Raw genomic sequence first — 25759 nt, 5'->3', positions numbered from 1 at the left:
ATCGGATCAAATATAGTATTCCGGCAGCATGGCCCGGTCTTCTTCGGTACGGTGCGAAGGTTCCGTGCGCACTTCCCATCCCCGCTTCCGCCGAATGAATGACGCGGCCAGGCCGACAAGCGGACCGCCCGCAATCAGCCAGAGCGAATGCACCTGGGTCAGGAGCAGAATCGCCAGTGCCGCTGCCGTAATACCGAAAGTGACCGCGTCGAACAGCGAAGTACGCGCCATTTTCCAGGCTGCCAGCAGAATAAGGGCCGTGATGGCCGCATGCACGCCTTGGAGTGCGGCTTCCACCTTCGGGTTGTCACGAAACCAGGCGAAAGTGAAACTGAGCGCCAGCACAATAGCCAAGGTTGGCAGCGTAATTCCGAGGACCGCGGCCGAGGCTCCGGCCAAGCCTCCCAGCCGGTATCCGACAAAAGCCGCCGAATTCACCGCCACGCCGCCCGGCGCCGACCCGGCTACCGAGACCATATCGGCCATTTCCTCGGTCTCCATCCATTTCCGCCGCTCCACGATTTCGCGTTCGATTGTTGCAATCATCGCGTATCCGCCGCCAAATGTGGAAGGGCCGATCTTGAGAAACGCCATGAAAATCTGCCCCAGCCTATGCGTTTTCTTTTTTAGTGCGGCCGAAACCTGCATTTTTCTCCTCCTTTCCTGCAAAACTTCTCTTCGCAATCTTTTCATTATACCACATTACTTCGTTTTGGTTTTAAGTTTCGTCAAAAGAATGAAAAAAGATTGTATATAGAGAAAAAAAAGCCGTATAGTGAGGGATACAGCCCTACTTTTTACCATTTCAACAAAAAGTCGATTATTCATATGGATTTAGTATAGAAATAAGTGTGCGGCTCCTTTATACTGTTTCATAACCAACTTACATACTCGGAAATGGAGAGATTCGCTTGCATACCGCCCATGCTCAACCTTCGATCCGTAAACACGTGTATCACCGCATTCTCGAGCTTGGCCCTGTATCCAAAGCCGAATTAATGCGCGAATTCGCTTTGACCAGCAGCAGCATGACGCGCCTGCTCGACGATTTGGCCGCCCAGGATATCATTCGGGTCTCGGGATTCGGCACTTCGACCGGCGGGCGCAAACCGATCCTGTTCCAGACCCACCCTACCTATCGGTACCTGCTCGGCCTGGAAATTTCACGGATCTATTCCACACTGGGTTTGTATGATATGCATCTCAATCTGCTGTCGTCCACCCGCTGGAAAATGGATGCCGATATGACACCCGAACGGCTGACGCAGCGTGTCGGTGCCGAGGCGGAAAGCTTCCTTGCCGCGCACGGGATTCCCCGCGAGAAGCTGCTCGGCATCGGCGTCGGATCCGTCGGCCCGCTGGACCGCGAACGCGGACTGATCCTCGGCCCCGAATTTTTCCCGGCTGCGGGCTGGGACGAAGTTCCGATCTGCGAACAGCTGCAGACGCGCCTTGGCGTGCCGGCCCGACTGGACAACGGTTCGAATACCGCACTGCTCGGCGAACATTGGGCGCTGCGCGGACAAAACATCCGGCATCTGCTGTATGTCCATTCGGGCGTCGGTCTGCGTGCGGCGATGATGTCCGAAGGCAGGCTGATCCGCGGCGCGGCCGATGCGGAAGGCGCGGTCGGCCAGATGATTATCGCCACCGACGGTCCACGTTTCGAAGGCCGGGGCAACCACGGAGCCTGGGAAGCATTCGTATCGGTCCGTGCGCTCGAACACCGGGTACGTACCCAGCTCAAGATTGGCCGGCCCAGTCTCCTGGCAGACCGTCATCCGGACCAGATCCGTTTCGCAGACCTGACAGAAGCGCTGGATGCCGACGATGCGCTGGTCAAGGAACAGTTCCATGAAGCCGCTGCCTATCTCGGAATCGGTCTTGCGAATCTTATCAATGTGCTGCATCCCGACATGGTCGTGCTTGGCGGTCCGCTGATCGAAGCCCATCCGCTTGTGTATGAAACGGCTGTCGCGACCGCGCTCAAGAATATTGTACGCGGAAACGAATACAGCCCCGCCTTTTCGCTGGCGGAGCTGAAAGAAAATGCCGTGGCGGCGGGGGCCGCTTTTATGCTGCTGCAGGAATGGTCCGTCTGACGCGTCGGCGCGCCGCCCCCTGCACCTCTTCGATCGGACGGCCGGATACGATCCGGTCGGCTCAGCGCGTATACCGCTGCCGGAATTTCAGCGGCGGTACGCCGAAGCGTTCCGAGAAGCGGCGCGAAAAGTAAGGCGCGGTCTCGAAGCCGACCTGTTCGGCTACGGATGCCACGGAAGATTCGGTCCGCAGCAGCAGAAGCCGGGCTTGTTCAAGCCGGCATTCCTCCAAATATTCCATCGGAGTCAGTCCGTTGACCCGCTTCATGCAGCGGGTCAAGTAATTGTAGTGAAAATGCAGCGCTTCCGACAAGGCAGCCCCGGTCAGCGGCTTGGCGTAATGGGCCCGGATATAACGTTCCGTCCGTTCGGCGACGCTTGCAGCGGGACTGCCGGACGGATCCCGGCCGCGAAGATCCAGCGAGCGAAGCAGCTGCTCGAATAATCGCTGCCGTTCCCAGACGGCACCGGACAAACTTCGTTCCTGCAGACGGAGCAGGCGCTCTCCTTCTCCGCTGCTGCCGGGAGCTCCAGGCAGCGTGCCAAGCTGCGGCAGACGGATGGTATAAGGAGCCGTCGCATACCGGTTCATATGACCTTCCCGATCGACGAACGCCGTATCGCCATCGGTCCGAACTCCCCATTCCGCCAAAGCCCGAAAATGAATCCAGACGAAACTCGTTTCTTCCGTGCAGGGCCGGACCGCATAATGATAACGGTCCGGCAGAAGAAGCAGGGTTCCCCCCGCCGAAACTTCCCACTGCCGATCTTCTTCCCCGATAAACAGTCTTCCTTTCTCCACCAGGATCAGATCGAACATTCCCAAATTGCTGCGATTCGGATGACGGTCTCCCGGTTGGTACACGCTGCGGCCGCATTCCGTGAAATACGGAAACGGCGGAGCCGCCAGACAAACTTCCGATTCCCTTTGTTCCATCAGATCTCTCCCCTTCTTCTTCAAATTTAGGGAAGCGTATTCATTGAGTGTGAAATCCGACAAGAAATAAGCTTCTTCTATCAATCGTATCCTTTTATTCTAAGGAATATAATACGAATGTACAGGAGTAAATCGAACGACTAGTCGAGAAACGAAAGGAAGAAACCCGATGAACCCGATCTCCGAACGTTCCGGCGGAACGGCCGTATCCGCTGCCTTGAACGACAAATTCTGGTCCAGCTATCTCGATCTTGCCCGGCAGGTGGTAATTCCCTATCAATATGAAGCGCTGCACGACCGTGCTCCGGGCGCGGAGCCCAGCGGTGCTGTGCAGAACTTCCGGATTGCCGCCAAGCAGGCGGAAGGCGAGTTCGTCGGCTGGGTTTTCCAGGACAGCGATCTGGCCAAATGGCTGGAAGCGGTCGGCTACTCGCTGCAAATCCGGCGTGACCCCGATCTCGAACGGCGCGCGGACGAACTGATCGATCTGATCGGAGCGGCCCAGCAGCCGGACGGATATCTGAATACCTATTTTACGATCAAAGAACCCGGCAGACGCTGGACCAATCTGACCGACTGCCACGAGCTGTACTGCGCCGGCCATATGATCGAAGCGGCGGTCTCCTATTATGAAGCGACCGGCAAAGACAAGCTGCTCGGGATTATGCGGCGTATGGTCGACCATATCGAAACGGTCTTCGGACCCGAAGAAGGCAAGCTGAAAGGATACGACGGTCATCAGGAGATCGAATTGGCCCTGGTGAAGCTCTACACGCTCACCCAGGAAGACCGTTTCCTGAAGCTTGCGGCTTTCTTTATCAACGAACGCGGACAAGAACCGAATTTCCTGCGCACCGAGTGGGAAAGCCGCGGGCGACGCGGCCACTTCAATCCGAATCTTCAGGATCGTCTCGACGTCTCTTATTTCCAGGCGCACAAACCGGTTCGCGAGCAGTCGGAAGCCGCAGGCCATGCCGTACGCGCCGTGTATATGTATACGGCTATGGCCGATCTGGCCCGCCTGACGGAGGACGGGGAGCTGCATCGCGCCTGCCTGCGCCTCTGGCACAACGTGACGCGGACCCAGATGTATATCACCGGAGGCATCGGATCGACGCATCATGGCGAAGCGTTCACTTTCGATTACGATCTGCCGAACGATACGGTCTATGCCGAGACCTGCGCTTCGATCGGCTTGATCTTCTTCGCCCAGCGCATGCTGCTGCTTGAACCCAAATCGGAATATGCGGATGTGATGGAACGTGCCTTATATAACAACGTGCTCGGCTCCATGGCCCAGGACGGCAAGCATTATTTCTACGTTAATCCGCTGGAAGTCTGGCCTCAGGCCTGCTCGCACAATCCGGGCAAACATCATGTCAAATCCGAACGGCAGGCCTGGTTCGGATGCGCCTGCTGTCCGCCCAATGTTGCGCGGCTGCTGACTTCCCTGGGGCGTTATATCTATACCCGACGCGGCGATACGGTCTACGTCAATCTGTATATCGGCAGCGAATGGTCCGCCGAACTCGGCGGAACGAATGTCCGGATCCGGCAGCAGGCGGAGCTTCCGTGGAGCGGAACGGCGGCGTTCGATATCGAGACCGATTCCGAAGCCGTATTCGCGCTGGCCCTGCGTCGGCCCGATTGGTCGCCGAACCTCACCGTCTTGGTCAACGGCGAAGAGATCCCCGTCTCGGCCGACGATTTCCAAGACGGTTACCTGCTTCTGAGCCGGTCGTGGAGAAACGGAGACCGGGTCGAAGCGAAGCTGCAGGTCGAGCCCCGGCTTGTATACGCCGACAGCCGGGTACGTGCCGATGCCCACAAAGCGGCTATTCAGCGGGGACCCCTCGTATACTGTGTGGAGAGCGCCGATAATGGCGAAGAGATCTCTTCGCTGCTGCTGCCCCGGCAAGCTTCGTTCATGCAGCGGCCGGCGGAAGATCTGCCGGGAGACGCGCTGGCACTCGAGACGCAAGGACTGCGCAGCGTAACCTCTTCTTCGGATACGGATTCCGTAAGCGGCCCGCTGTACGGCACGCAGCCTCCGCGGCTCGAACCGGCCCGCCTGACCGCGGTGCCCTATTATCTGTGGGGCAATCGGGGCCGGGGCGAAATGGCCGTATGGCTGACAACGTCGCACTCCCCGATTTGACGGCCGATAACCTGCCCGTTTGCCCGTTTGCCTGCCTTCGGGCCGGCGGACGGGCTTTTCGTTAGGATGATGGGTTGATCCCCATTTGAATATGAACGTTTGACTTCGAAACTCCGGATTTTCTGTCTTTTTGACACCTAAGCTTCCAGGCTACCCGTCCTCAACAGAAGGCTCTACTGCAAGCTTTCTGCGCAAAATAACGAATTCCGGCTTGTGAATGCTGCGTTATTCTATTTATTTTTCAAACGTTTTGACACTTATTCGAACGTCACGCCATTTACGCAAAAGGCCGCGGCCGATAAGCTGGACACAGAACGGATACCGCCCTTATTCCATATTTCCGTCAACAGGGAGAAGACTGCCATGCCTACCGAATTCACCGCGCCTTCGGCGCTGCTCGACGATTATCCGCTGAACCGTGTACGGATCCATGATGCTTATCTGCGGAACGCTTTTGACCAGGAAGTCCGCTATCTAAAAAGCTACAGCCCCGATCGGCTGCTGGCCGGGTTCCGGGAAACCCGGGGACTGCCTCCGCTCGCCGAGAAATATCCCGGTTGGGAAAGTACCGAAATCCGCGGTCACACGCTCGGCCATTATCTGAAAGCGTTGGCGCAGGCTTATGCCGGATCCGGCGATGCCGAGCTGCGCGAACGTATAGACGAACTTGTGGAAGGCTTGCACAAGTGCCAGTTCGGGAGCGGATATTTGTCCGCTTTCCCGGAAGAGCTGTTTGACCGGATCGAGCGCAAACAGCCCGCCTGGGTGCCCTGGTATACGATGCACAAGATTGTCGCGGGTCTGACCGCCGCTTACGAATATGCCGGCAGCCAACAAGCGCTGGAGATCGCTTCCCGTCTGGGCGATTGGATCGCGGAGCGGGCTCTGGCCTGGACGCCGGAGATCCATGCCGCCGTGCTGGCCGTGGAATACGGCGGCATGAACGACTGTTTGTACGATTTGTACAAACTGACCGGCAGTCCGGCGCACCTTGATGCCGCACACCGTTTCGATGAAGATTCGCTGTTTGCTCCGGTGCGCGAAGGACGCGATATCCTGCGCGGCAAACATGCCAACACCACGATCCCCAAATTCCTGGGGGCGCTAAACCGCTACCGTACCCTTGGCGACAGCGAACGTTTCTACCTGGAAGCGGCCGAAGCCTTCTGGAAAATGGTGGTCCACCATCACAGTTATATTACCGGCGGCAACAGCGAATGGGAACACTTCGGCGAACCCGACAAGCTGGATCGCGAACGGTCCAATTTCACGGCCGAGACGTGCAATACGTACAATATGCTCAAGCTGTCGCGCGAGCTGTTCAAACTGAGCGGCGATGCCAAATACGCCGATTTCTACGAGAATACGTTCCTGAACGCGATCGTCTCGTCCCAGCATCCGCACACGGGGATGACGATGTATTTCCAACCGATGGCGACCGGCTATTTCAAAGTCTACAGTTCGCCGTTCGAGCACTTCTGGTGCTGTACCGGCACAGGCATGGAGAGCTTCACCAAGCTGAACGACAGCTTGTATTTCCGCTCCGCGGACGGCATCGTCGTCCACCAATACGTCTCCTCGGAACTTGACGCCGAGGAATTCGGCTTGAAGCTCAACCAGCGCTCTTCCCTGCCGGACAACGACACGGCGCTCTTCACCGTAGCGCTCACCCGGCCGCAGTCCGGCCGCCTCTCGCTCCGCTTCCGCCTGCCGGAATGGCTGGCCGGCGAAGCGGAGCTGACGCTCAACGGCGAGCGCTTCCCGCTTCAAGCGCACAGCGGCTTCGCCGTCATGGACCGCGTCTGGAGCGACGGCGACCAAGTCGAGCTGCGCCTGCCGATGACGCTGCGCGCGATCGGTCTGCCCGACGCGCCCCATTCGGTCGCGTTCAAGTACGGCCCTACCGTGCTCAGCGCGGGACTCGGCCAAGATGACCTGACCGAGTCCGCCACCGGCGTGGCGGTGAGCGTACCGACGAGAAATAAGCTCGTCAAAGACTTCCTGACGGTCAATGGCAGCCCGGACGAATGGCTGCAATCTTTCGCTTCGCGCTGGGAACGGCGCGGCGGCACCCTTGAATTCGTCCTTCGCGGAACGGACGAAGACGACCGCCTGATCTTCACGCCGCATTACAAGCGGCACGGCGAACGCTACGGGATCTACTGGCGGATCGCCGAAGCCGATTCGGCGGAAATGCAGCGGCATATTCGGGAAGCCAAACGCGGCAGCCGAACGGAAGAACATACGGTCGACAGTCTGCCGGTCGGCAACGACCAGTACGAGCTGGAACACAAGATCCGCGGCGAGCGGACATTTGTCGACGTCTGGGATGGCAGCACCACACGCCGCGCCGAGACAGGCGGCTGGTTCGCCTACACGCTGAATGTTCGCCCCGGCGAAGAACAAGTGCTGGAAGCAACCTTTTTCTCCGGCCACCGAGGCGACCGGCCGATCACGATCGAAGCCGGCGGAACGGTGATTTTCGACGGGGTTCCGCCGTCCGATATCGGACGCGGTTTCCATTCGCATCGGTATACGCTGCCGGCGGAACTGATCGGCGAACGGGAACAGCTGGATGTAACGTTCAAGATCGGCGGTGAAGAGACCGGCATCTTCGGAATCCTGCGCGTCCTGACTCCGTTTGATCCCGACCCTTCGCTGCGGAGTCTGGATTTCGGTACCGGCAGACTGGAGCCTCCGTTCGAACCTTCCCGGACGGGCTATACGCTGCATATGCCGGAAACCGCGGAGCATGTCGACTTTCTCGCCGTTCCAGTCCGCAGAAACGGACTGGTCTATGCAGACGGCGTGCTGATCGAAGATACGCTTCGCCGCCTCGTGAAACTTGATGGAGAGCGGACCGTTCTCCATCTGACCGCTGCAGCGGAAGATCACGAACAAACGCGGGACTATATCATCGAAATCGTGAACCCTCTTTCCTGACGCCGTTCTGCGCAGGACCAACCGGATCTCTCCCCGATCTACCGTTGGACGATCTTCCGTTGTCCGAATCCCGAAAAAGCGCTTCGCCCCTTGAATGGGACGAAGCGCTTTTTGGATAAACCCGTTCTTTCATGTCCCGTTTCTGCCGGGATCTTCAACCCTTACCGTTCGAGTCCGCTCTTCTGCTCTTCCCGTACGTTTGGTGTATCCGCTTCGGGCACGCCGAAGTCCGGCATTCCGTCTTCGGTCCAACCGAAAGCTTTGACCCGCGCATGGCGATTCGGATCGTACAGCGGATCGCCTTCGATCTTCTTGTAGCTGCGGGCATGGTAAACGAGCAGATCTTCGCCGTGTTCTCCGACCGTAAAGCAGTTATGCCCCGGGCCGTACTGCCCGTTCTCTTCGCTGGTCGCAAAGACCGGCCGATCCAGCTTGGTCCACGAGTCGGGCGACAGAAGATCGGCATCTTCCTCCGCATAGAGCAGGCCCATGCAGTAATGATGATCCGTTGCGCTGCCCGAGAACGTGATCCAGATCCGGCCTCCACGTTTCAGCACGGCTGCGCCTTCGTTGACGGAGAATCCGATCTTTTCCCAATCGTATTCCGGTTGGCTGATCATCACCTGCGGGCCTCGGAGCGTCCATCCGTTCTCCATTTCCGACAAATACAGATTGGAATTGCCGGGGATGGCCGGATCTTTCTGAGCCCACACATAATAATGACGGCCCCCATGTTCGAACGAAGTCGCATCCAGCGCAAACGATTCCCAGGCGGTCACAATCTGGCCTTTTTCCGTCCAGGTTCCATCCAGCGGATTCTCCGACTCGTTCTCCAGCGCATACATGCGGTGATCGAACAGTCCTTCGTTCGTCTCGGTCGTATGGGCGGCCGCAAAATAGACGTACCATTTGCCGTCGATCCGGTGCAGCTCGGGGGCCCAGATATTTGCACTCATCGGCCCTTTTTCGCGTTTGGTCCAGATGACTTTGGGCTCGGCTTCCCTCAAACCTTCGATCGTACGCGCCCGTCGCAGCTCGAGCCGATCGTACTCCGGTACCGAACCCATAAAATAATAGCAGCCGTCATCGTGCTTGCAGATAAAAGGGTCCGCCCGCTGCTCGATTAGAGGATTGCGGTACCTTTTTGCTTCGTCCATGTCCATCGCTCTCCCTGCTTCCTTATAAGTAGACCGTCTTCAGCCTTTTACCGCGCCTGCCGTCATTCCGTCGATAAAATATTTCTGGAATGCCACGAACAGGATAAAGATCGGAACGATCGAGAAAAACGAACCGACGATCAGCAGATCGTAATTGTTGCCGTAAGGTGTCAGCAGCGTTTTGAGTCCGATCGGCAGCGTGTATTTGCGTTCGTCGCTCAGCACCATGAACGGCCACAGGAAGTTGTTCCAGCTGTTCATCCCGTTCAGGATCGCCATCGCCGCAAACGAAGGTTTCATGATCGGCAGAATCAGACGCCAGTAAATCCCGTATTCGCTTGCTCCGTCCACACGGCCCGCCGCGATGATCTCTTTGGGAATCCCGCTTAAGTACTGCCGGAAAAAGAAGATCGTCGCCGCGCTTGCGATGCCGGGAAGGATAATCGCGGAGTACGTATTCATCAGCTTCAGGTTGAAGATAAGGGTGTACAGCGGAAGCAGCAGAATCTCGAACGGGACCATCATGATGAGCAGCACGCAGATAAACAGAAAGTTTTTGCCTTTGAATTCATAGGCCGAGAAGCCGTAGGCGACCGTCGCGCTGACGATCAGCGTAAGCGCCACCTGGACGACCGTCAGCAGCAGCGAATTGAAGAACCAGACAAAATACGAATGGTCGCCCGTGAACAGATACGCATAATTGTCGAAACTCATGACGGACAAATCGAACTTCAGGTTCAGCCCGTAGCGGATCAGTTCTTCACCGGGTTTGAACGAAGCCAGAGCGATTGCATAAAAAGGGACCAGGATAATGCCGCACAGTACCGTGAACAGAACGAAAAGCAGAATCTTGAGCGGAATGTCTTTTCTCACCCGCATCGCCGAGCCTTCGTTCATTTTCAGCGTTGCATCTTTCTTCATGTCAATCCTCCTTCTTGAATAGGCCCGAGAAGGCGAGCTGGATCATATTGATCGTCATCGCCAGCACCAGAAGCACGATGCCGACCGCCGCCGCGTAACCGAGATTGCTTTTCTCGATGCCCTGGCGGTACAGATAACCGACGATCGTCAGACCGATATTTTTCGGAGAATTGTTGCCGTTCCAGATCATGAGACTTTCGATAAACATAGCCAATCCCGCGTAAATACTGATCGTCAGCACGTAGATCGTTGTCGGCTTGAGCAGCGGCATTGTAATCATGCGGAATTTCTGCCAGGCCGAAGCGCCGTCGATCGAAGCGGCTTCGTAATAATCTTCCGGAATACTTTTGAGTCCCGACAGGAAGTACAGAATATTCACGCCGAGCCAGCGCCAGGTTGCCAGAGCGAGCAGCGCGATAAATCCGGTGACCTGTCCTTTGAGGAACTTGACCGGTTCGATGCCGAACAAGCCCAGGAAACTGTTAATCAGCGAGCCGTCCATTTCTCCGAACATGAGGCGGAAGATAGTACCGGCCACGACGACCGAAGTCAGTGCCGGGAAGAACAGCGACGATTTGAAAAATTCGCGTCCCCACATAAATTTGTTGTTGATCAGCACCGCCAGCAGCATCGGCAGCGGGATAAGAATCAACAGCGTACAGAGCATATACACGGCGCTGTTCATGACCGCTTTGAGGAAGATGGTATCGCCCAGAAGCTTGGTATAGTTGTCCAGACCGACCCATTCGGCTTCCTGCCCAAGCGATAGTTTCTGAAAGCTCATTGTGAAAGAACTGCCGAGCGGATACACCCAGAAGATCAGAAACACCAGGATAAAAGGCAGGACAAACACGTAGGGAGCGACTTTTTGTGAATACAGGAATCGTTTGATCATCTTTTCGCACCTTCTTTTAAAGAGAACCCCGCCTTCGCGAAAAGATCAAACTTTTCGCGGCAGGCGGGAATTCCGTTAGGATGGAAACCGTTCGATGAAATCGGCCGGTTTATTGAAGTTCCTGTTCGATCTGGGCCTGCGCGTCGTCCAGTGCCTGCTTGATGTCCTTGCCGTCTTCGAAGATCTCGTTCAGCGTCACCGTGCCGAATACGTTGTTGATCGTCGGAGAAGCCGGAACCGATTTGACGAATTTGATTTCTTCGCGAATTTCTTGCAGCACGTCAAACGGGTTGTTCTTGAAGTATTTCACGAATTCGTTCTCCGGATTGTGCGTGACTTCTTTCATATCCCAGACTTTCATGTTGACCGGATCGAAGCCCAGCGTGTTCCAGATTTCGATATTGGCATCTTCGGACAGTTTGGCAAAAGCGAGGAAGTCTTTGGCCAGCTGCACGTCTTTGGCCGTCTTGGTGACGACTGTGCCTGTACCGCCGCCGCCGACCGAACGAGGCATGCCTTTTTCGAAGACCGGAATCGGCGCGATCGCAATCTTGCCGGCCAGGTCCGGCATATAGTTCGTATACCGGGACATCATCCACAGCGGCATGAAGGCGGTTGCATAATTGCCGGAGTTATATTCGCCGTAAGCTTCTTCCGTATCCGGCTGTCCGCCGGCAATCGTCGAGATCACATTGCTGTCCTGCAGGTCTTTGAGCATCGTCAATGCTTTGACCATCTCCGGCGAATTCACCTGAGGCTTGCCGTCGGCATCCGTATAGTCCGAACCCTGCTGCGCGAGCAGCATCGATTCTTCCCAAGGCGCGCTGGTATCGGCGGTACCCATGTATTTGCCGGTTTTCTCGTAAACCTGCTGTCCGGCTTTTTTGAAGTCGTCCCAGGTTACGATTTTGGTGTAATCCACGCCGGCTTCTTCCAGGATTTCGGTGTTGTAGAAAGCGACCGAAGCCCCGACATGGGTTGGAATACCGTAGTTCTGTCCGTCTTTGCTGTAGATATCGATCCGGGATTTGACGATCGTATCGCGGTAAGGATCGATAGCGTCGTTCAGAGGTTCCAGCTGCGGTGTGCCTTTGAGGAAATCGGGGAATTTGCCCAGCTCGATATCCGCGATATCCGGAGCGCCCGTTCCGGTCTGCAGCGCGATCGACAGTTTGTTGTGCATATCGTCGTAAGGCATGACCGTCACATTCAGCTTGATCTGGCGATCGGCATTTTCCTTGTTCCATTTCTCCAGCATCTTCTCGAAGTGTTTGCCGTGCAGTTCAACGAAGGTCCAGTAGGACAATTCGGTTGCCCCTTCGCCTGCTCCCGCATCGATGACCGACTTCTCACCCGAAGACGCGTTGCTCGAAGAATTCCCGCAGCCTGCCATCACGAGCAGAAGTGCGCACAGCGTCAAAACGATAAATCCTTTTTTCATCATGCTTGACCCTCCCGAATATAAATAGAATAGTGACTGTCTTGGCGGGGCTGCCTCACCGAATCTTTTTCCGTGCCGGAGTTTATGTAAGAGGCGGTTGGCCCGGCAGGGTTACGATCCGTTTGTGGCGGCTTGTTTCGATAGCTTGTTTGGCGCACCTGCAATGAAAAGGTAAACCCCCTCTTTAGTTTAGAATAATCTAAAACAATTTATTTAACCTTGAATGTATCCGCTTACAGGATTAAAATAACATAAGGATTTGGCCTTGTAAACTACAAGTTTTAAAACTTTTCAAGAAGTTCTAAAGCTATAAGAGGCAAATCTAAAACAAAGGGGAGGAAAAAGAGCCTTTTCATATTCATACTTTTACTTTAGGTTTTATTGAACTAAAATAACGTATTCACGTTTGTTTCCGGGTTTTAAATGCCGTATTTCGGGCAATTTGGCTTCCGACTGCTTTTTTTCGCGCTTTACGTTTATAATATTTTAAAATAGTAAAACGTTTCAGGACTACTTTCGGGAAAGTGGGAACCGGCATGATCTATATCAAAGACTTGATGAGCGGGATCGATATTTTTAAAGCGCTGAGTTCGGAAATCCGGATTCGGATTCTTGAACTGCTGGCGCATAACGGAGAACTCAACTTGAACGAACTGGCCAAAAAGCTGGAATTGAGCAACGGAGCGATCACGCCCCATATCAAAAAACTCGAAGAATGCGGCTTGATCGAAATCCGGACGACCGGCGGCAAACACGGGCTGCAAAAACTGTGTTATCTGAACAAAGACAAACTGATGGTCGATCTGCGCAGCAAAGAAGCCGACAACTTGTATGAAGTGGAAATCCAGGTGGGCCACTACAGCGACTACAAAGCCCTGCCGACCTGCGGCCTCGCGACCAAAGACAGTATCATCGGCGATTTCGACGATCCGCGTTATTTTGCCGATCCTCAGCGGATCCATGCGGAAATCATCTGGCTTGCCGAAGGGTTCGTCGAATACCGCATTCCGAATTACCTCAAAGCCAATCACAGTTTCCGCGAGATCCAATTTTCGATGGAGATCGGTTCCGAAGCGCCCGGTTACAACGATCATTATCCTTCCGATATCGACTTTTCCCTGAACGGGATCGCGATCGGCACCTGGACCAGCCCCGGCGACTTCGGCGATGTACGCGGCACGTTCAATCCGGATTGGTGGCCGCCCCACTTGAATCAATACGGGATGCTCAAGCTGATCCGGATCAACAGCGAAGGCAGTTTTATCGACGGCTGCCGGATTTCGGACGTCACGCTCGAAGATATCCGGCTTGATTACCGGAGCGAAATGACGTTTCGGATGGCCGTAACCGACCGTCCTGCCAACAAACGCGGTCTTACGCTGTTCGGACGCCACTTCGGGAATTACAGCCAGCATCTGCTCGCACGGGTGCTGTACAATCCGCATGAAGGCGGGTTCGCCGCTGCGGACAGACCCGCCGCTTTATCCGCCAAATAACGCGTGCATTCTTTCTTCGCTTCGCTTGGTCGAACTGGCGCGACAGCAAAAAGAGGCCGTTTCCGGCCTCTTTTTTGCTGTCTATTTTTTTCGATGGCCGAATTCGTCGTCAGCCTTTGACCGAACCGATCATGACCCCTTTGTCGAAATACTTCTGAAGGAACGGGTAGACAAGCAGGATCGGCAGTGTCGATACGATAATGACGCCGTATTTGACTTGATCGGCATACTGCTGGGCATAACCGCCCGCCGCGCCGCCGGAGCCCGCTCCCTGCGAGAAGACCTGATTGGAGAGCAGAATATCGCGCAGTACAATCTGGAGCGGCTGAAGATCGTTGCTCCGAATATAGATCAGCCCGGTGAAGAAATCGTTCCAGTGCGCGACGAGATAATACAGTCCGATGACCGACACGATCGCTTTGGACAGCGGCAGCACCACCGAACCGAAATAGCGAAAATGCGAGCAGCCGTCCATGGCGGCCGCTTCGTAGAGCTCTTTGGGAATCGAGCTTTCGAAAAAGGAACGCGCAATGATCAGATTGTACACGTTTACGCTGAACGGCAGGATAAACACCCACATCGTGTTGAGCATATGCAGATCTTTCATCAGCAGGTAGGTCGGAATCAGTCCGCCGCCGAAGAACAGCGTCACGACGAACGCGAACATGATAAAGCGCCGGGCGCGGAACTCCTGCCGGGACAGCACGTAGGCCGCCGGCAGCGTGAACAGCAGATTGACCGCCGTACCAAGCACCGTGTACAAGATGGTATTGCCGTAACCGGTCCAGATCCGCTGGTCTTTGAAGATTTCCGAATAACCGAAGAAACTGATGTCTTTGGGGAAAATCGTTACCTGTCCGGTCGAGACAAGCGTCGAGTTGCTGATCGAAGCAATCACAACGAAATACAGCGGATAAACGATGCTGAGGAAGATCAGCAGACAGATCGCCAAGACGACCGCATCGAACATCCACTCGCCGAATTTGCGTTTATGCACCGCTTCTTTTTGCTTTTTTTGCACAAGCTGCATAAGGACTCCGCTCCTTTCTTCGCAGACCCGCCGACGCTACCACAGGCTGGTCTCCGATGTTCTTCTGGCGACGAGATTCATCGTATACAGGAAGAAGAAGTTGATCAGCGTATTGAACAGCCCGATCGCCGCCGAATAGCTGAACTGGTTGCTCACGATCCCGATCTTGTATACATAAGTCGCGATAACTTCCGATACCGGCAGGTTGAGCGAATTCTGCATCAGGAATATTTTCTCGAAGCCGGTACTGAGGACGCTGCCCATACTGAGCACGAACAAGATGATAATCGTCGGAATCAGCGCCGGGATCTCGATATTGCGGATCGTCTGCCAGCGGCTGGCCCCGTCGATCTTCGACGCATCGTACAGCTGCGGATCGACCGTCGACAGCGCCGCCAGATAGATAATACTGTTCCAACCGCAGTGCTGCCAGATTTCCGAGAGTACATAGACCGGCACGAACGTCGAGGTAGAGCCCAGCAGATTCACGTCTCCCAGCCCCATCGACTGCAGCAGATGGCCGATGACGCCGGAATTTGGCGAGAGCAGCACGTTCAGCAGGCCGACCATGACGACGATCGAGATGAAGTGCGGCAGATAGACGGTCGTTTGCAGCGCTTTTTTGGCCCGTTTCCAGCGCAGCTGATTGATCAGCAGCGCCAGAATGATCGGAGCCGGGAAACTGAGCACGACCGTCGACAAGCTGATGACAATCGTATTTTTCATCAGATCGGCGAACTGGTAGCTTTCAAAAAACTGCTTGAAGTAAAACAATCCCCGCCATTCGCCGCCCGTCAATCCTTTGGCAAAATTGTAGTCGCGGAACGCCAGCTGGATCCCGTACATCGGAATGTAATTGAAGATGAAGATAACGACGATTGCGGGGAAAATCATGATCCACAGCTGATAATCGCGTCTGAACGTATTGAGCACCGTCGGCTTTTTGCGTTTGTAGGCGCGCAGATTGACCGGATGCTCGTACGGATTTTTCGGAACCATCGAGAGCCACTTCCTTTCCCGGAGAACGGACGACCGCTTAATTTTTGCTCATATAGTCGTCATAGTATTTTTGAATAATTTCGATATTTTGATCGATGCCGGTCTTTTTGACATTGTCCACATAGCCGTCCCACTGCTCCTCGACGCCGCCTTTGGTAATCCATTCCGCCCATTTGGACAAAGTCAGCGACAGCATGGACGTATTGTTCAGCGTCATCGTATTGTTGTCTTCCACGCTGTATTTGATAAACATGCTCGGCAGCACGTCTTTTTCTTTGTCGATCCCGTCCAGTGCCGCCTTCAGCGGTTCCGTCTGCTTGCCGACCGACTGCATGTCCGTGCCCAGTTCAAGCTTCAGCGAATCCGCGATATACATCGGACCGTTGTCCGCCCATGTCGTTGTCCATTTCCAAGTTCCCGGGTCCATGGCTTTGTCTTCCGGAGGCAGCACCGCGTAGGTGCCGTCGCCGTTGTCTTTGATATTGGTGCCGAGCGAACCGAACAGGACCTGCATACTCACTTCCGGATCGTACAGTTCGTTGATGAATTTCACCGCCGCTTCTTTGTTTTTGGAGGTGGAAGCAAGCGAAACCATATTGACCCCGTAGTTGAGCGAATTGTAATCGTACGTCCAGGACAGCGTATCGCTTGAATCCGCCGTTTCCTTAAGCGGCGCCAGCGATTCGTACTGCGGCGCGAGCGTGTTGCCGACGCGGTCGGTCACTTCCCAGCCCCAGGTGAAGCCGACGGCCGCCGTGTCTCCGCTGCCGCGCGCCACGGATTGGTACTTGGTGTAATCCTGCGTGAACACTTCCGTATTGATCAGGCCGGCCGCGTAGCATTTGTGCAGGAACGCCACCAGATCTTTGTACCGTTCATCGGTGAAAAAGTTCTTGACCTGCCCGTCTTCCACGAAGTAGCCTTGTCCCGCGTTATCCGTAAGCGTGATCCCCTGACTGCCCAGCAGCACCGTCGGCATAAACGGACCGAAACCGCCTGTTCCGCTTGGTGCAAAGTCCATCGGAATCTCGTCGTTCGCATCTCCGTTGCCGTTGGCGTCTTGCTCCTTGAACGCGACCAGAACCTCGTACAGCTCATCCCAGTTCGTCGGCGCTTTCAGACCCAGATTGTCCAGCCACTGCTTATTGATAAATTGACGCGTGGTCGTCTCCGGCCAGAAGCGTTGGTATTTGGGCAGCCCGTAGATTTTGCCGTCCAGTTGGGTGGAGATGGCTTTTGTTTCCGGTTTCTCCCCGAACATGGTTTGGACATGGGGGGCGCCGGATTCGATCAGCGGCGTCAGGTCTTCGAACAGCCCCGGGAACTGCGCATAGTCGGCATCCGTAATAGCGTTGGGACCGATGATCAGATCGGGAATATCGCCGCCTGCAAGCAGCGCGCCTTTTTTCTGGCCCCAGTCCGCGCTGACTTCCTGCCATTCGATCTCGACGCCCGCCCGTTCTTCCGCTTCCTGCAGCCATTTCATTTTGGAAAATTCCTGGGTCAGCGGGTGCTTCGTCATGATTGCGGTCAGTTTGACTTTGCCGTCCGGCGTCGTCTGTCCGCTTGCTCCGCCCTCTTCTTCCGAACCGCCGCAGCCCGAGAGCAGTCCTGCCCCAAGCGTCAGAATCGCCAGAACCGCCAATCTTTTTCCCATGATCCGATCCCCTCCGTTTTTCGATACCCTATTTTTGAATCCGCTTACATATTCGTTTGTCGACTCTAGATTAATCGGATCGCAGGGCTCGGCAAATAGTTTAAAGTTCGAATAAGTGTCAAAAGGTTAGCTTGTAGGGGGCGATCTCTGGCGGGAGGGGATGTTTTGTGTTAGCGTTATTTTAGACCTTTTTTTGTAAAAAAACTTTCACTGGATAAAGGGGGCCGCTTTGATGATTGCGTACGAGCTGTCCGTCGATTCTCCCGTCGAGCTGGCGATTACCGGCAAATTCGTCGCACCCGACGCCAACTGGATTCACCTCAGCCGCACGCTGACGGATTACGAACTGATGGTCGTCACGGAAGGCGTCTTGTATCTGGCCGACGGAAGCCAGCGTTTCACCGTGTCGAAAGGCGAATATTTGCTGCTGCCGCCTTCGACCGAGCAGTACGGGTACCGGGTATCGGAATGCAGTTTTTACTGGCTGCATTTTTCCGCCAAAGCGCAGGATGTCGTCACCGTAAATGCGGATCAGGGACTGCCGGACAAGCAGGAACAGAAAATTGTGCTTCCGCGCTACGGCAAACTGAAAAGCCTCGAGAAAATGATTGTCATGATGAAGCAGCTCCAGGATTCCGTCCGCAGTTACGATACGTCTCCGCTCAACGATTACATGTCGACCGTCATTTTGTGCGAGCTGTATAACCAGATCGTGCACGCGGAATCGTTTTCCGTCAAAAAGACCCGGCAGGAGCAGCTGTACCACGACATCGTCGACTATATCAAATGGAGCCGCGGCCAGCCCGTCAAAGTCTCCCAAATTGCGGAAGTGTTCGGTTACAATGAAAAATATATTTCGCATCTGTTCTCTTCGATCTCGGGCATATCGCTCAAGCAGTATATTCTGCAGCAAAAAATGGAGCTGGCCAAATACCTGCTGACCGACACGAACCAGAATATCAGCGAAGTTTCCGTCAAGCTCGGCTACAGCGATTCCCACAATTTCATGAAAGCGTTTAAAAAGATAGTCGGACTGACGCCAAGCGATTTCCGGAACGCTTATGCGAAACGGCTGCTTTTTTACGAATAACTCCCGCTCCGTTCCGATCACGGACACAAATCGGCCTTTTCCTCGCAAAACCTTGTCCAACCCGGCAAGCGACAAGAACTTCTCAAGCTCTGCCGCGTATACACAAGACAGCGTTTCGCGGAAAGGGGCTGATCTTTATCTTGTTCCTGCTTTTTCTTATTCTTGTAGCTGTCGGAGCGGTGAACGTATTGGCTCCGCAGTGGATTTGGCGCAGGCGGTACGGACAGACCGGAAGCGACCACAACCGGCCGACTCCCGCTCCGATCACATGGAGCCGGCTTGCCGGCATGGCGGCGCTGCTGGCCGCTCTGCTGCTTCTTGTCAACGGCTTGTAAGCGCGGAGGAGCGGCCCAAGCGGCGATCTGCCGCATGTATCCGTATCCTGGCCGAATGCCACAGGCGCGGTAGGTAGGCGGAAATGAGGCGGGCCTATCAAAAAACGGATTCCCTCGGGGAATCCGTTTTTTGAATACGTCTGGGTTCGGGCTCGGACACGATTTGGGGTCTCGATCAACCCTAGCCTAGTCCGATACGGCAGACCAACCGGCCCGCTGCTTTCTTTATTTGATCGCCACGGCAAACAGACGCTCCGCCCCTTCTCCCGGCGCCGTCCATTCGAAATCGGCGTAGAAATCGGCGCGCGAGAATCCGGCGCGCAGCAGCGCCTGCTTCAGCCACTCCGCCTCGTAAGCCCGCTCCACATGCACTTCGTCGAACCGGTCGTAGACATCCGAACTTCCCCCGCCGGAACGGCGTACGAAAATGCGCAGGTGATGCTCGATTTCGGTCCGTTCTTCATCCAGTCCGCAGGTCCAAATGTACGAGAGGCCTTTTTCGTCGAAAACGAACGGCTGCTCTTCTTCGTAGCGCCGCAGGGTATCGGGATGGTGGACATCGAACAGGAACGTACCTCCCGGCTTCAAGCCGGCTGCCGTCGCCCGGAACGTTTTCTCGATTTCTTCCGGTTCGGTCAGATAGTTCAGGCAGTCGCAGAAAGACACGACCGAATCGACCGGCTCCGGCGCCTGCCACTCGGTCATATCCTGCCGTACAAACTGCAGGCTTCCGCTGCGCAGCAGCCCCTGCAGCGGAGGCTGCTCGTCCGCTTTGCTGCGGGCGACGGCCAGCATATCTTCCGACAGATCGATCCCGGTCATGCGATAACCTTCTTCGGCCAGCATCGCGGTCAACGTACCGGTGCCGCAGCCCAGCTCGACCACATCGGCCGGTTTCCCATGCTTTTCCCAGGCTTCGAGCGCGAACCTTTTCCACTTGGCATAAGGCATATCCTGCATCAGCTCGTCGTACACATAAGCGAATTTTCCGTAAGACATCTCACTGCCCCTTTCCTTTTTCTTTTTCTCATAAAAAAACGGCTCTTTCCCTATCCGGAAAAAAGCCGTCCTTTGCCTAACCCGTTTCCGCCTGCGCGGATCTTACTGCTCCGAGCCGGAAGTGTCTTCGCCGGTCTGCTTGAGACGCGTCCAATTATCTTCCTGCTCGATCAATCCCTGCTTCATCAGGCGGCCAAGCGCACGCTTGAACGCCGATTTGCTGATCCCGAAGCGCAGCTTGATGATATCGGGAGCCGTGCTGTCGGAGTAAGGCATTGCGCCGCCTTCCCGGGCACGCATGAAAGACAGAATCCGTTCGGCATCTTCGTCCATCCCGATTTCTTTGGGCTGTGCCATCGACAGATTCACGCGCCCGTCTTCTTCGCGTACGCGTGCGACCCGGACATCGATCACTTCGCCCAGACGCAGCGGCCGCGGCCGTTCCGTCGAGTGAATCAGACCGAGTGCGCCGAAGCCCAATACGCCGCCTTCAACGACCACGAAAGTGCCCATCTGGAGAGGACGGTATACCGTCGCTTTCATCCACTGGTTTTTCCACGATTCGGGTGCCTGGAAACAAAGCGGAGCCAATTCTTCTTCGCCCGACGCGCGGGCAAGAAGACGTCCTTGTTTGTCGCGGTCCATTCGTACGAAGACCCGGTCGCCGATTTCCGGCTGCAGTTCCGGAAGCTCCGGCAGTTCGCGCTTGGGCAGCAGCAGTTGACGGCCGAGACCCATTTCGAGGAAGCAGCCGAGACGCGGATGAATATCGGCCACTTCCAATGCGCCGATCTCGCCGAAAGTCAGCAGAGGCTTTTTCATCGTTGCGATCAGTCGGTCTTCGGAATCGTGGTGAATAAATACTTCGGTGTCCTGACCGTTACGGAATTTCATATTGCCGGTACGCTCCGTATAAGGAAGCAGCACCTCATCCACACCGTTCGTCATAAAGAATCCGTGCGGCGAAACTTCACGGGCCACCTTAAGCGTGACGATCGTCCCCGCTTCGAGACTCATACCGTTTCCACCACTTTCGCATCCGACCAGACGCGTTCAATGTTGTAATATTCCCGTTCGTCGCGATGGAAAATGTGTACCACAACGTCGCCCAGATCCATCAATACCCAACGTGCCGAGTCCATGCCTTCGATCCCGCGGATCGTGCCGCCGGCATCGAGCACGCGCTTGCGGACTTCCGAAGCGATCGCCTGTACCTGCGTATCGGAATTACCGTGACATACGATGAAATAATCGGCGACCATGGAGATGCCGGTCAAGTCCAACCCGACGACATTCATCGCCTTTTTGTCTACAGCGGCCTCCGTCGCGAGATGGAGCAGTTCTTTTGGTTTTACACTCATTCGTTATCCTCCCTTATTTTCGGATACCGGCTTCGTCTGATTGGCCTGCTCGCGCTCTGCAAGCTGGCGAATCAGATCGTTTCGTGCCAGTACCGTTGTCGGAAATATCTGTTGTCCCCGTTCGACCAATACGCGAAGCGTAGAGTCGAATCCGGCGATCAATCCTTCTTCCAGACTGAGCCTGGCTTTGCCCCGAATAAGTTCAACTCCGGGGAAATCGCGGCCGGGCTCGATATAATCGGCCAGACAGACCACTTTATCAAGCAGGGTCATGCCTTCGCGGCCGGATGTGTGATAGCGGATCGCATCGACGACTTCGCGATCTTCGATTCCGTATTCGTATTCCGCCACGTAGGCACCCACTTCGGAGTGCCACAGCGGAGCATCGTAATTCAGCAGTTCGGCATTCAGTCCATTTTCGGCAATCACCGCGGCCTGGCGCTGAACGGGCCAATATTTGGCCACGTCGTGAATAATCGCCGCAAGTTCCGCCCGCGCGGGATCGGCACCGTAAAGTTCGGCCAATTCGACCGCCGATGCCATGACCCCAAGCGTATGCTGCCATCTGCGGGCCGGCATCTGCGACGATACTCGCTCAATCAGTTGTTCGCGCGTATGCCGCATGCGTACCGCTCCTTTGCAAATAATCGTACACCTTTTCCGGTACCAAATAACGGGCCGAACGGCCTTTTTTCAGCCGCTCGCGAATCTCCGTAGAAGAGATTTCAAGCTGCGGCATATCGAAATAATCGATTTGGCTTGCGACCGAAGGGGGCAGTACATCGGAATTCAACTCGTAACCGGCACGGCCGACCGCGGCAAACCGCGTCAGTTCGACCAGCTTCTCGATCCGTTCCCACTTGGGCAAGTAGTTGACCATATCCGTCCCGATGATGAAATGAAAACGGGCTTCCGGATATTTCTCCGCCAGTTCGCCCATCGTATCGGCCGTGTACGAAACGCCGCCGCGCGTAAGCTCGATATCGAGGGTCCGAAACGCCGGCTGGGCGCCAATCGCAAGTTCCACCATACGCATCCGTTCCTCGCCGGAGAATCCGGCTTCGGCTTTGTGCGGAGGAATATGCGACGGCATAAACCATACTTCGTCCAACCCCAGCTCTTCACGCACCGTTTCCGCGGCGACCAGATGCCCGATATGGATCGGATCGAACGTTCCGCCCATGATTCCGATCTTCATACGCATTCACTCCTCCGCGTTACGGCAGTTCGATTTGCTTGTGTTCTTTCGACTGCTTGTACAAAATGATCGTACGGCCGATGACCTGTACCAGTTCAGCTTCCGCGGCTTGGGCCAGTTCCGGTCCGAGCTGTTTGGGTTCTTCGTCGCAGTTGTTCAGTACCGCCACTTTGAGCAGTTCGCGAAGCTCGATCGCTTCGTTGATATGACGAACCAGCTGTTCGTTGAGACCGCCTTTTCCGATTTGGAAGATCGGGTTCAGATGGTGGGCCTGCGAGCGTAAATAACGTTTTTGTTTGCCTGTCAGCATAAGTTTGATAAACTCCTCTTTTTGGAAAATGCCGTTGGCGGGAAAGGTTCCCGCCGACGGGCAGGTGTACTTAGTATTCTTTTACCCATTTTGGGCTAGACGTTCATGCTTGCCAGTACGGCGCTGCGCATGACGTCCACCGGAGCTTGAACGCCTGTCCAATATTCGAACGCATAAGCGCCCTGATAAACGAACATGCCCAGGCCTCCGTGTGTCCGGCATCCCTGCTCCCGCGCCGAACGCAGCAGCCGCGTCTCCAGCGGATTATAGATCAGGTCGCTGACGATCTCGCTGCCGCGAAGCAGCGCAGGATCGAGCGGCAGCCCTTCAAGATGCGGATGCATGCCGACCGAGGTCGTGTTGATCACGATATCGGCGTTCTTCAGCGCTTCGGCCGCGCGCTCCGAAGGCAGCGCGGCAATATCGGCGAGATCGCTCCACTCGCGCGCGAGCTTCTCCGCTCTTTCCGGCGTACGGTTCAGCAGCAGGATCCGATCCGGTGCTTCGGCCGCCAGCGCGTAGATAATTCCGCGCGCCGCGCCTCCCGCTCCAAGGACAACGATGCGGCGGCCTTCAAGTTCGGCCGCCGCTTCTTCCTTCAGGGAACGGACATAGCCAATTCCGTCGGTATTGCGGCCGATCAGCCGGCCGCCTTCGTTCACGATCGTATTGACCGCCCCGATTCGCCGGGCATCTTCACCCAGCTCGTCGAGCAGCTCCATCACGGATTCCTTGTGCGGAATCGTCACGTTGATCCCCCGGTATTCTTCTTCGCGCACCGCACGGATCATCGCTTCGAGCCGGTCCGGCTGGATATGCAGCGCCGAGTAGCTGCCGGGAATCGAGCATTCGCGCAGCGCAGCCGTATGCATGACCGGCGACTTGGAATGCGCAATCGGATCGCCGATGACTCCGAGCTTGAGCGGGTGCTTATTGATTGGATTCAACGGATTTCCCCTCCCGATAGCGTTGACAAGGTGTCAAACCAGCGATTCGCGCATAATAACCTTAACGCCCTTTGGTGCATGAATCGCAACTTTGGCTCCGCTCTCGCCGTTCGCTTTGATCCAGCCAAGACCCGAGACGAACAAATCCTGGGCGCCGCCTTTGGGCACGCGGAATTCATGGCGGGTCCAGGCCGGCAGATCGGGCAGACTTTCGCGCGAAGGCGGCGTCAGCATCTCCCCGGCGTGCTCGGCGTACAATTCGTCGGCACGGCCCAGTTTGGTCCGGTGCAGATTCAAAGCTCCGCTTGTGTAGAAAGTAAACGATTGACGTTGGCCTTCGACAAAGTCGAACCGCGCCAGTCCTCCGATAAAGATCGTCTGTCCTTCGTTCAACTGATAGACAGCCGGTTTAAGCGGCTTTTCCGGCATGATCTTGACCAGATCTCCGGGCGTAACCAGTTCCGTATAACGGGAAGGATAGACAATCCCCGGCGTATCGACGATATAATGTCCGTCGTCCAGCGGAATGTTCACCATATCCAGCGTGGTTCCCGGGTAACGGGAAGTCGTCAGTTCTTCTTCGAGATCGCTGTAATCGCTGATCAGACGATTGATCAACGTGGATTTGCCCACGTTGGTCGCCCCTACCACATAGACGTCGCGATCGCCCCGGCGGTCCGCCACTTCCTGAAGAAGACGGTCGAAACCGAGATTTTTCTTGGCGCTGCACAGTACGATTTCTTCCGTTTTCAATCCGGCTTCTTTCGCCTGCTTCTGCACCCAATTGCGGATTTTGTTCCAGTTGGTCACTTTCGGCAGCAGATCGATTTTGTTGACCGCGAGAATAACCGGATTGCTGCCTACAAAGCGCTGCAGTCCGGTAATCACGCTGCCCTGGAAATCGAACAGGTCCACAATGTGGATCACGAGCGCTTTACGGTCGCCGATTTGGCTGAGCATCCGCAGAAATTCATCCTGATTTACGGCAACCGAAGCAACCTCGTTGTAATTTTTGATACGGAAACAGCGGCGGCAGATTTGCCCGCCTTCTTCCTTGAGCTGCGGAATATAGCCGAGCCCTGCCGGATCTTCCGTCTGAAGCGGAGCTCCGCATCCGCTGCAGCGGATGACGGCGGAGCCTTCGAGTCTTTCCGTCATTTCTTCTTTTCCTCCTTGAGCCATTTGCCCATTCTGCGCAGACGTGCGATCGCAACGCGCTCAATCCTGCGATTGAACCGGGTCCGCCAGCCTTCGTCGCCGATCGCGATCGGCAGCACCAACACCGTGTACAGACCCAGACGGTTGCCTCCGAGCACATCGGTAAGCAGCTGGTCGCCGACGACGATCGTCTGCTTCTCGCTGAGTTTCATCAGCTGCATCGCTTTGCGGAAAGGCGCATGGGAAGGCTTGCGTGCCCCATGCACAAATTCGATATCCAGCGGCGTCGCAAAAACGGACACGCGGTTCATATTATTGTTGGATACAATCACAAGCTGAAACCCGAGTTCTTTGACTTTCGCAAACCATGCGATCAGTTCCGGCGTGGCATTCGGGGCTTTCGCACCGACCAGCGTATTGTCCAGGTCCGTGACGATCCCCCGGTAACCGCGCTTATACAAATCTTCCAGATCGATATCGAATACCGTGTCGACCTGAAGTTTCGGCAGCAGTGTTTCAAACAAAATCGTGTCACCCCATTAAGACCCTATCCCGAAACGGCGTTTGCCGTTTCGGGATAGTCTCCTTAGTCTTTAAGTTCAAACTATATCACAGCCGACGCTTC

Annotated in this window: 24 protein-coding genes; 6 read left to right on the top strand and 18 right to left on the bottom strand. The window is 55.6% G+C overall.

What is annotated here, in order from left to right; translation table 11 throughout:
* Positions 1–6 precede the first annotated feature (6 nt).
* Entirely contained in the window at positions 7–648 is a 642-nt protein-coding gene (locus HRQ60_RS02485) for a chromate transporter (RefSeq protein ID WP_172194060.1), read from the bottom strand.
* A gap of 263 nt (positions 649–911) precedes the next feature.
* Here HRQ60_RS02485 and HRQ60_RS02480 point away from each other — a divergent pair, with 263 nt between their 5' ends.
* Entirely contained in the window at positions 912–2102 is a 1191-nt protein-coding gene (locus HRQ60_RS02480) for an ROK family protein (RefSeq protein ID WP_172194059.1), read from the top strand.
* Between the two features lie 61 nt (positions 2103–2163).
* Here the strand turns inward: HRQ60_RS02480 and HRQ60_RS02475 are convergent, their stop codons facing one another.
* The gene (locus tag HRQ60_RS02475; protein WP_172194058.1) at positions 2164–3039 is read right to left on the bottom strand and encodes a helix-turn-helix transcriptional regulator; all 876 of its coding nucleotides are present in this window, start codon (positions 3037–3039) and stop codon (positions 2164–2166) included.
* Positions 3040–3208: 169 nt separating this feature from the next.
* Here HRQ60_RS02475 and HRQ60_RS02470 point away from each other — a divergent pair, with 169 nt between their 5' ends.
* Together HRQ60_RS02470 and HRQ60_RS02465 are read left to right on the top strand one after the other, a co-directional pair.
* Positions 3209–5197: a glycoside hydrolase family 127 protein gene (locus tag HRQ60_RS02470; RefSeq protein ID WP_172194057.1), complete on the top strand. Its 1989-nt coding sequence runs from the start codon at positions 3209–3211 to the stop codon at positions 5195–5197.
* 363 nt (positions 5198–5560) lie between these two features.
* Positions 5561–8140 (top strand): beta-L-arabinofuranosidase domain-containing protein, encoded by a 2580-nt coding sequence (locus HRQ60_RS02465; protein ID WP_172194056.1) that lies wholly within the window; start codon positions 5561–5563, stop codon positions 8138–8140.
* 161 nt (positions 8141–8301) lie between these two features.
* On the opposite strand, the gene HRQ60_RS02460 is transcribed toward HRQ60_RS02465, so the two are convergent.
* From HRQ60_RS02460 to HRQ60_RS02445, 4 genes are all read right to left on the bottom strand, one after another.
* Entirely contained in the window at positions 8302–9297 is a 996-nt protein-coding gene (locus HRQ60_RS02460; protein ID WP_172194055.1) for a glycoside hydrolase family 43 protein, read from the bottom strand.
* A gap of 39 nt (positions 9298–9336) precedes the next feature.
* A complete protein-coding gene (locus HRQ60_RS02455) occupies positions 9337–10176 on the bottom strand; it encodes a carbohydrate ABC transporter permease (protein ID WP_172194220.1) in 840 nt (279 codons plus the stop codon).
* Between the two features lie 43 nt (positions 10177–10219).
* Positions 10220–11113: a carbohydrate ABC transporter permease gene (locus HRQ60_RS02450; protein WP_172194054.1), complete on the bottom strand. Its 894-nt coding sequence runs from the start codon at positions 11111–11113 to the stop codon at positions 10220–10222.
* 109 nt (positions 11114–11222) lie between these two features.
* The gene (locus tag HRQ60_RS02445) at positions 11223–12557 is read right to left on the bottom strand and encodes an ABC transporter substrate-binding protein (protein WP_172194053.1); all 1335 of its coding nucleotides are present in this window, start codon (positions 12555–12557) and stop codon (positions 11223–11225) included.
* A gap of 533 nt (positions 12558–13090) precedes the next feature.
* Here HRQ60_RS02445 and HRQ60_RS02440 point away from each other — a divergent pair.
* Entirely contained in the window at positions 13091–14050 is a 960-nt protein-coding gene (locus HRQ60_RS02440) for an ArsR/SmtB family transcription factor (protein ID WP_172194052.1), read from the top strand.
* 109 nt (positions 14051–14159) lie between these two features.
* Here the strand turns inward: HRQ60_RS02440 and HRQ60_RS02435 are convergent, their stop codons facing one another.
* The 3 genes from HRQ60_RS02435 to HRQ60_RS02425 form a co-directional block, all read right to left on the bottom strand.
* A complete protein-coding gene (locus tag HRQ60_RS02435) occupies positions 14160–15020 on the bottom strand; it encodes a carbohydrate ABC transporter permease (RefSeq protein WP_425501618.1) in 861 nt (286 codons plus the stop codon).
* A gap of 96 nt (positions 15021–15116) precedes the next feature.
* Positions 15117–16079, bottom strand: a complete 963-nt coding sequence (locus HRQ60_RS02430; protein WP_172194050.1) for an ABC transporter permease — start codon at positions 16077–16079, stop codon at positions 15117–15119.
* Positions 16080–16116: 37 nt separating this feature from the next.
* Complete coding sequence (locus tag HRQ60_RS02425) at positions 16117–17736, bottom strand: extracellular solute-binding protein (protein WP_172194049.1); 1620 nt, start codon at positions 17734–17736, stop codon at positions 16117–16119.
* A gap of 232 nt (positions 17737–17968) precedes the next feature.
* Here HRQ60_RS02425 and HRQ60_RS02420 point away from each other — a divergent pair, with 232 nt between their 5' ends.
* Positions 17969–18826 (top strand): AraC family transcriptional regulator, encoded by an 858-nt coding sequence (locus tag HRQ60_RS02420; protein ID WP_172194048.1) that lies wholly within the window; start codon positions 17969–17971, stop codon positions 18824–18826.
* A 140-nt stretch (positions 18827–18966) separates the two neighbouring features.
* Positions 18967–19161 carry a DUF6199 family natural product biosynthesis protein gene (locus HRQ60_RS02415; protein WP_172194047.1) on the top strand — a complete coding sequence of 65 codons (195 nt, stop codon included), beginning with the start codon at positions 18967–18969 and terminating at the stop codon, positions 19159–19161.
* Between the two features lie 225 nt (positions 19162–19386).
* Here HRQ60_RS02415 and HRQ60_RS02410 read toward each other — a convergent pair whose 3' ends face one another.
* The 9 genes from HRQ60_RS02410 to HRQ60_RS02370 all read right to left on the bottom strand — a co-directional run bounded on the left by HRQ60_RS02410 (position 19387) and on the right by HRQ60_RS02370 (position 25658).
* Positions 19387–20160: a class I SAM-dependent DNA methyltransferase gene (locus tag HRQ60_RS02410; protein ID WP_172194046.1), complete on the bottom strand. Its 774-nt coding sequence runs from the start codon at positions 20158–20160 to the stop codon at positions 19387–19389.
* A gap of 102 nt (positions 20161–20262) precedes the next feature.
* Positions 20263–21177: a CvfB family protein gene (locus tag HRQ60_RS02405; protein WP_172194045.1), complete on the bottom strand. Its 915-nt coding sequence runs from the start codon at positions 21175–21177 to the stop codon at positions 20263–20265.
* Positions 21174–21521, bottom strand: coding sequence for a ribosome silencing factor (gene rsfS, locus HRQ60_RS02400; RefSeq protein WP_172194044.1), 348 nt, complete (start codon positions 21519–21521; stop codon positions 21174–21176). Before rsfS ends, HRQ60_RS02405 begins: the two co-directional genes overlap by 4 nt.
* Positions 21522–21524: 3 nt before the next feature.
* Positions 21525–22145, bottom strand: a complete 621-nt coding sequence (gene yqeK / locus HRQ60_RS02395) for a bis(5'-nucleosyl)-tetraphosphatase (symmetrical) YqeK (protein WP_172194043.1) — start codon at positions 22143–22145, stop codon at positions 21525–21527.
* Positions 22117–22719 (bottom strand): nicotinate-nucleotide adenylyltransferase, encoded by a 603-nt coding sequence (locus tag HRQ60_RS02390; protein ID WP_172194042.1) that lies wholly within the window; start codon positions 22717–22719, stop codon positions 22117–22119. The genes yqeK and HRQ60_RS02390 overlap by 29 nt, the downstream gene beginning before the upstream one ends.
* A 19-nt stretch (positions 22720–22738) precedes the next feature.
* On the bottom strand, positions 22739–23029 hold the full coding sequence (gene yhbY / locus HRQ60_RS02385; RefSeq protein ID WP_172194041.1) for a ribosome assembly RNA-binding protein YhbY: 291 nt from the start codon (positions 23027–23029) through the stop codon (positions 22739–22741).
* Positions 23030–23124: 95 nt separating this feature from the next.
* The gene (locus HRQ60_RS02380; protein ID WP_216671455.1) at positions 23125–23976 is read right to left on the bottom strand and encodes a shikimate dehydrogenase; all 852 of its coding nucleotides are present in this window, start codon (positions 23974–23976) and stop codon (positions 23125–23127) included.
* Positions 23977–24009: 33 nt separating this feature from the next.
* Entirely contained in the window at positions 24010–25134 is a 1125-nt protein-coding gene (gene yqeH / locus HRQ60_RS02375; RefSeq protein ID WP_172194040.1) for a ribosome biogenesis GTPase YqeH, read from the bottom strand.
* Positions 25131–25658, bottom strand: coding sequence for a YqeG family HAD IIIA-type phosphatase (locus HRQ60_RS02370; protein WP_172194039.1), 528 nt, complete (start codon positions 25656–25658; stop codon positions 25131–25133). The genes yqeH and HRQ60_RS02370 overlap by 4 nt, the downstream gene beginning before the upstream one ends.
* Between the last annotated feature and the right edge of the window lie 101 nt (positions 25659–25759).

The organism is Saccharibacillus qingshengii (assembly GCF_013185195.1).
Classification (GTDB): domain Bacteria; phylum Bacillota; class Bacilli; order Paenibacillales; family Paenibacillaceae; genus Saccharibacillus; species Saccharibacillus qingshengii.
The sequence above is the reverse complement of the archived record's forward strand: the minus strand, read 5'-3'. Positions and strand labels throughout refer to the sequence as shown.

What these genes read in the sequence shown, in the direction of transcription:
- HRQ60_RS02485 (WP_172194060.1), bottom strand. Translation starts at nt 648, where the DNA reads ATGCAGGTTTCGGCCGCACTAAAAAAGAAAACGCATAGGCTGGGGCAG.
- HRQ60_RS02475 (WP_172194058.1), bottom strand. Translation starts at nt 3,039, where the DNA reads ATGGAACAAAGGGAATCGGAAGTTTGTCTGGCGGCTCCGCCGTTTCCG.
- HRQ60_RS02470 (WP_172194057.1), top strand. Translation starts at nt 3,209, where the DNA reads ATGAACCCGATCTCCGAACGTTCCGGCGGAACGGCCGTATCCGCTGCC.
- HRQ60_RS02465 (WP_172194056.1), top strand. Translation starts at nt 5,561, where the DNA reads ATGCCTACCGAATTCACCGCGCCTTCGGCGCTGCTCGACGATTATCCG.
- HRQ60_RS02460 (WP_172194055.1), bottom strand. Translation starts at nt 9,297, where the DNA reads ATGGACGAAGCAAAAAGGTACCGCAATCCTCTAATCGAGCAGCGGGCG.
- HRQ60_RS02455 (WP_172194220.1), bottom strand. Translation starts at nt 10,176, where the DNA reads ATGCGGGTGAGAAAAGACATTCCGCTCAAGATTCTGCTTTTCGTTCTG.
- HRQ60_RS02450 (WP_172194054.1), bottom strand. Translation starts at nt 11,113, where the DNA reads ATGATCAAACGATTCCTGTATTCACAAAAAGTCGCTCCCTACGTGTTT.
- HRQ60_RS02445 (WP_172194053.1), bottom strand. Translation starts at nt 12,557, where the DNA reads ATGATGAAAAAAGGATTTATCGTTTTGACGCTGTGCGCACTTCTGCTC.
- HRQ60_RS02440 (WP_172194052.1), top strand. Translation starts at nt 13,091, where the DNA reads ATGATCTATATCAAAGACTTGATGAGCGGGATCGATATTTTTAAAGCG.
- HRQ60_RS02435 (WP_425501618.1), bottom strand. Translation starts at nt 15,020, where the DNA reads ATGTTCGATGCGGTCGTCTTGGCGATCTGTCTGCTGATCTTCCTCAGC.
- HRQ60_RS02430 (WP_172194050.1), bottom strand. Translation starts at nt 16,079, where the DNA reads ATGGTTCCGAAAAATCCGTACGAGCATCCGGTCAATCTGCGCGCCTAC.
- HRQ60_RS02425 (WP_172194049.1), bottom strand. Translation starts at nt 17,736, where the DNA reads ATGGGAAAAAGATTGGCGGTTCTGGCGATTCTGACGCTTGGGGCAGGA.
- HRQ60_RS02420 (WP_172194048.1), top strand. Translation starts at nt 17,969, where the DNA reads ATGATTGCGTACGAGCTGTCCGTCGATTCTCCCGTCGAGCTGGCGATT.
- HRQ60_RS02410 (WP_172194046.1), bottom strand. Translation starts at nt 20,160, where the DNA reads ATGTCTTACGGAAAATTCGCTTATGTGTACGACGAGCTGATGCAGGAT.
- HRQ60_RS02405 (WP_172194045.1), bottom strand. Translation starts at nt 21,177, where the DNA reads ATGAGTCTCGAAGCGGGGACGATCGTCACGCTTAAGGTGGCCCGTGAA.
- rsfS (WP_172194044.1), bottom strand. Translation starts at nt 21,521, where the DNA reads ATGAGTGTAAAACCAAAAGAACTGCTCCATCTCGCGACGGAGGCCGCT.
- yqeK (WP_172194043.1), bottom strand. Translation starts at nt 22,145, where the DNA reads ATGCGGCATACGCGCGAACAACTGATTGAGCGAGTATCGTCGCAGATG.
- HRQ60_RS02390 (WP_172194042.1), bottom strand. Translation starts at nt 22,719, where the DNA reads ATGAAGATCGGAATCATGGGCGGAACGTTCGATCCGATCCATATCGGG.
- yhbY (WP_172194041.1), bottom strand. Translation starts at nt 23,029, where the DNA reads ATGCTGACAGGCAAACAAAAACGTTATTTACGCTCGCAGGCCCACCAT.
- yqeH (WP_172194040.1), bottom strand. Translation starts at nt 25,134, where the DNA reads ATGACGGAAAGACTCGAAGGCTCCGCCGTCATCCGCTGCAGCGGATGC.